Annotated in this window: 2 rRNA genes; both read right to left on the minus strand. The window is 57.2% G+C overall.

Annotated elements, in window-relative coordinates:
• Window positions 1-22 precede the first annotated feature (22 nt).
• A 23S ribosomal RNA gene (locus tag E2E34_RS31180) occupies window positions 23-3,147 on the minus strand.
• Window positions 3,148-3,450: 303 nt separating this feature from the next.
• Window positions 3,451-4,976 (minus strand): 16S ribosomal RNA (locus tag E2E34_RS31185).
• Together the 16S and 23S rRNA genes form the textbook arrangement of a ribosomal RNA operon.
• Window positions 4,977-5,060 lie beyond the last annotated feature (84 nt).

Below are 5,060 nucleotides of genomic sequence, written 5' to 3' on the forward strand. Positions count from 1 at the left end.
AACACAGTGGACGCGAGCAACTGAGGACAAGCCCTCGGCCTATTAGTACCAGTCAGCTCCACCCGTTGCCGGGCTTCCACATCTGGCCTATCAACCCAGTCGTCTACTGGGAGCCTTAACCCCTCAAAGGGGGTGGGAATACTCATCTCGAAGCAGGCTTCCCGCTTAGATGCTTTCAGCGGTTATCCTTTCCGAACGTAGCCAACCAGCCATGCCCTTGGCAGGACAACTGGCACACCAGAGGTTCGTCCGTCCCGGTCCTCTCGTACTAGGGACAGCCCTTCTCAATATTCCTACGCGCGCAGAGGATAGGGACCGAACTGTCTCACGACGTTCTAAACCCAGCTCGCGTACCGCTTTAATGGGCGAACAGCCCAACCCTTGGGACCGACTCCAGCCCCAGGATGCGACGAGCCGACATCGAGGTGCCAAACCATCCCGTCGATATGGACTCTTGGGGAAGATCAGCCTGTTATCCCCGGGGTACCTTTTATCCGTTGAGCGACAGCGCTTCCACAAGCCACTGCCGGATCACTAGTCCCGACTTTCGTCCCTGCTCGACCCGTCGGTCTCACAGTCAAGCTCCCTTGTGCACTTACACTCAACACCTGATTGCCAACCAGGCTGAGGGAACCTTTGGGCGCCTCCGTTACTCTTTAGGAGGCAACCGCCCCAGTTAAACTACCCATCAGACACTGTCCCTGATCCGGATCACGGACCGAGGTTAGACATCCAGCACGACCAGAGTGGTATTTCAAGATTGACTCCACACACACTGGCGTGCATGCTTCACAGTCTCCCACCTATCCTACACAAGCCGAACCGAACACCAATATCAAACTGTAGTAAAGGTCCCGGGGTCTTTCCGTCCTTCTGCGCGAAACGAGCATCTTTACTCGTAGTGCAATTTCACCGGGCCTATGGTTGAGACAGTCGAGAAGTCGTTACGCCATTCGTGCAGGTCGGAACTTACCCGACAAGGAATTTCGCTACCTTAGGATGGTTATAGTTACCACCGCCGTTTACTGGCGCTTAAGTTCTCAGCTTCGCACGCCCGAAAGCGCACTAACCGGTCCCCTTAACGTTCCAGCACCGGGCAGGCGTCAGTCCGTATACATCGCCTTACGGCTTCGCACGGACCTGTGTTTTTAGTAAACAGTCGCTTCTCGCTGGTCTCTGCGGCCACCCCCAGCTCACGGAGTAAATCCGATCACCAGTGATGGCCCCCCTTCTCCCGAAGTTACGGGGGCATTTTGCCGAGTTCCTTAACCATAGTTCACCCGAACGCCTCGGTATTCTCTACCTGACCACCTGAGTCGGTTTAGGGTACGGGCCGCCATGAAACTCGCTAGAGGCTTTTCTCGACAGCATAGGATCATCCACTTCACCACAATCGGCTCGGCATCAGGTCTCAGCCTTAACGAGGGACGGATTTACCTACCCCTCGGCCTACACCCTTACCCCGGGACAACCACCGCCCGGGCTGGACTACCTTCCTGCGTCACCCCATCGCTTACCTACTACCACCTTGGGCCGGCGGCTCCACCACTTTCCTTTCCCCGAAGGGTCCGGAACGGCTTCACGGCCTTAGCATTAATGGATTCGATACTGGGCGTTTCAAAGCGGGTACCGGAATATCAACCGGTTGTCCATCGACTACGCCTGTCGGCCTCGCCTTAGGTCCCGACTTACCCTGGGCAGATCAGCTTGACCCAGGAACCCTTAGTCAATCGGCGCACACGTTTCTCACGTGTGTATCGCTACTCATGCCTGCATTCTCACTCGTGAACCGTCCACAACTCGCTTCCGCGGCTGCTTCACCCGGCACACGACGCTCCCCTACCCATCCACACTCCCGTTGGGGATATATGTGTGAATGACACGACTTCGGCGGTACGCTTGAGCCCCGCTACATTGTCGGCGCGGAATCACTTGACCAGTGAGCTATTACGCACTCTTTCAAGGGTGGCTGCTTCTAAGCCAACCTCCTGGTTGTCTCTGCGACTCCACATCCTTTCCCACTTAGCGTACGCTTAGGGGCCTTAGTCGATGCTCTGGGCTGTTTCCCTCTCGACCATGGAGCTTATCCCCCACAGTCTCACTGCCGTGCTCTCACTTACCGGCATTCGGAGTTTGGCTAAGGTCAGTAACCCGGTAGGGCCCATCGCCTATCCAGTGCTCTACCTCCGGCAAGAAACACACGACGCTGCACCTAAATGCATTTCGGGGAGAACCAGCTATCACGGAGTTTGATTGGCCTTTCACCCCTAACCACAGGTCATCCCCCAGGTTTTCAACCCTGGTGGGTTCGGTCCTCCACGAAGTCTTACCTCCGCTTCAACCTGCCCATGGCTAGATCACTCCGCTTCGGGTCTAGAGCGTGCAACTCAATCGCCCTGTTCGGACTCGCTTTCGCTACGGCTTCCCCACACGGGTTAACCTCGCTACACACCGCTAACTCGCAGGCTCATTCTTCAAAAGGCACGCAGTCACGACGCATTGAGTAAACTCAATGCGCGACGCTCCCACGGCTTGTAGGCACACGGTTTCAGGTACTATTTCACTCCGCTCCCGCGGTACTTTTCACCATTCCCTCACGGTACTATCCGCTATCGGTCACCAGGGAATATTTAGGCTTAACGGGTGGTCCCGCCAGATTCACACGGGATTTCTCGGGCCCCGTGCTACTTGGGTGTCTCTTAAACGAGCCGTTGATGTTTCAGCTACGGGGGTCTTACCCTCTACGCCGGACCTTTCGCATGTCCTTCGCCTACACCAACGGTTTCTGACTCGTCTCACAGCCGGCAGACTGTGACAAAGAGATCCCACAACCCCGCATGCGCAACCCCTGCCGGGTATCACACGCATACGGTTTGGCCTCATCCGGTTTCGCTCGCCACTACTCCCGGAATCACGGTTGTTTTCTCTTCCTGCGGGTACTGAGATGTTTCACTTCCCCGCGTTCCCTCCACATACCCTATGTGTTCAGGTATGGGTGACAGCCCATGACGACTGCCGGGTTTCCCCATTCGGAAACCCCCGGATCAAAGCCTGGTTGACGGCTCCCCGGGGACTATCGTGGCCTCCCACGTCCTTCATCGGTTCCTGGTGCCAAGGCATCCACCGTGCGCCCTTAAAAACTTGGCCACAGATGCTCGCGTCCACTGTGCAGTTCTCAAGCAACGACCAGCCACCCATCACCCCGCCCTTACGGACGAGTGCACTGGGGCCGGCATCGCGAAGATAAAGACCGAAGTCCGTACCCTCAGATACCCAACAGCGTGCCCGACCCGATCCCTCTTCGATCAACTTTCCACGCCCGAGGGCAGTACTTGCTGTCTGAAGAGACCGTGCCGAGTAGTCAACGTTCCACCCATGAGCAACCACCGCAGAACGTTTGCCTGCGTAGTGGCCTCTGACTCGGCGGACCGAGTAAGAAGTGCTCCTTAGAAAGGAGGTGATCCAGCCGCACCTTCCGGTACGGCTACCTTGTTACGACTTCGTCCCAATCGCCAGTCCCACCTTCGACAGCTCCCTCCCACAAGGGGTTGGGCCACCGGCTTCGGGTGTTACCGACTTTCGTGACGTGACGGGCGGTGTGTACAAGGCCCGGGAACGTATTCACCGCAGCAATGCTGATCTGCGATTACTAGCAACTCCGACTTCATGGGGTCGAGTTGCAGACCCCAATCCGAACTGAGACCGGCTTTTTGAGATTCGCTCCGCCTCGCGGCATCGCAGCTCATTGTACCGGCCATTGTAGCACGTGTGCAGCCCAAGACATAAGGGGCATGATGACTTGACGTCGTCCCCACCTTCCTCCGAGTTGACCCCGGCGGTCTCCTGTGAGTCCCCATCACCCCGAAGGGCATGCTGGCAACACAGGACAAGGGTTGCGCTCGTTGCGGGACTTAACCCAACATCTCACGACACGAGCTGACGACAGCCATGCACCACCTGTATACCGACCACAAGGGGGCACCTATCTCTAGGTGTTTCCGGTATATGTCAAGCCTTGGTAAGGTTCTTCGCGTTGCGTCGAATTAAGCCACATGCTCCGCTGCTTGTGCGGGCCCCCGTCAATTCCTTTGAGTTTTAGCCTTGCGGCCGTACTCCCCAGGCGGGGAACTTAATGCGTTAGCTGCGGCACCGACGACGTGGAATGTCGCCAACACCTAGTTCCCAACGTTTACGGCGTGGACTACCAGGGTATCTAATCCTGTTCGCTCCCCACGCTTTCGCTCCTCAGCGTCAGTAATGGCCCAGAGATCCGCCTTCGCCACCGGTGTTCCTCCTGATATCTGCGCATTTCACCGCTACACCAGGAATTCCGATCTCCCCTACCACACTCTAGCCTGCCCGTATCGAATGCAGACCCGGGGTTAAGCCCCGGGCTTTCACATCCGACGCGACAAGCCGCCTACGAGCTCTTTACGCCCAATAATTCCGGACAACGCTTGCGCCCTACGTATTACCGCGGCTGCTGGCACGTAGTTAGCCGGCGCTTCTTCTGCAGGTACCGTCACTTTCGCTTCTTCCCTGCTGAAAGAGGTTTACAACCCGAAGGCCGTCATCCCTCACGCGGCGTCGCTGCATCAGGCTTTCGCCCATTGTGCAATATTCCCCACTGCTGCCTCCCGTAGGAGTCTGGGCCGTGTCTCAGTCCCAGTGTGGCCGGTCGCCCTCTCAGGCCGGCTACCCGTCGTCGCCTTGGTAGGCCATTACCCCACCAACAAGCTGATAGGCCGCGGGCTCATCCTTCACCGCCGGAGCTTTTAACCTCTTCAGATGCCCGAAGAAGTGTTATCCGGTATTAGACCCCGTTTCCAGGGCTTGTCCCAGAGTGAAGGGCAGATTGCCCACGTGTTACTCACCCGTTCGCCACTAATCCACCCCGAAGGGCTTCATCGTTCGACTTGCATGTGTTAAGCACGCCGCCAGCGTTCGTCCTGAGCCAGGATCAAACTCTCCATGAATGTTTGCTCGTAATCGAGCTAGCACCACGAAAGAGCGGAACAGATCGGGCCGGAATGTGGCCCGCTGTTCTCAGCGTCCTCGCT

Origin of the sequence: Streptomyces albidochromogenes, from assembly GCF_005981925.1 — a bacterium.
In the GTDB taxonomy this organism is placed as follows: domain Bacteria; phylum Actinomycetota; class Actinomycetes; order Streptomycetales; family Streptomycetaceae; genus Streptomyces; species Streptomyces albidochromogenes.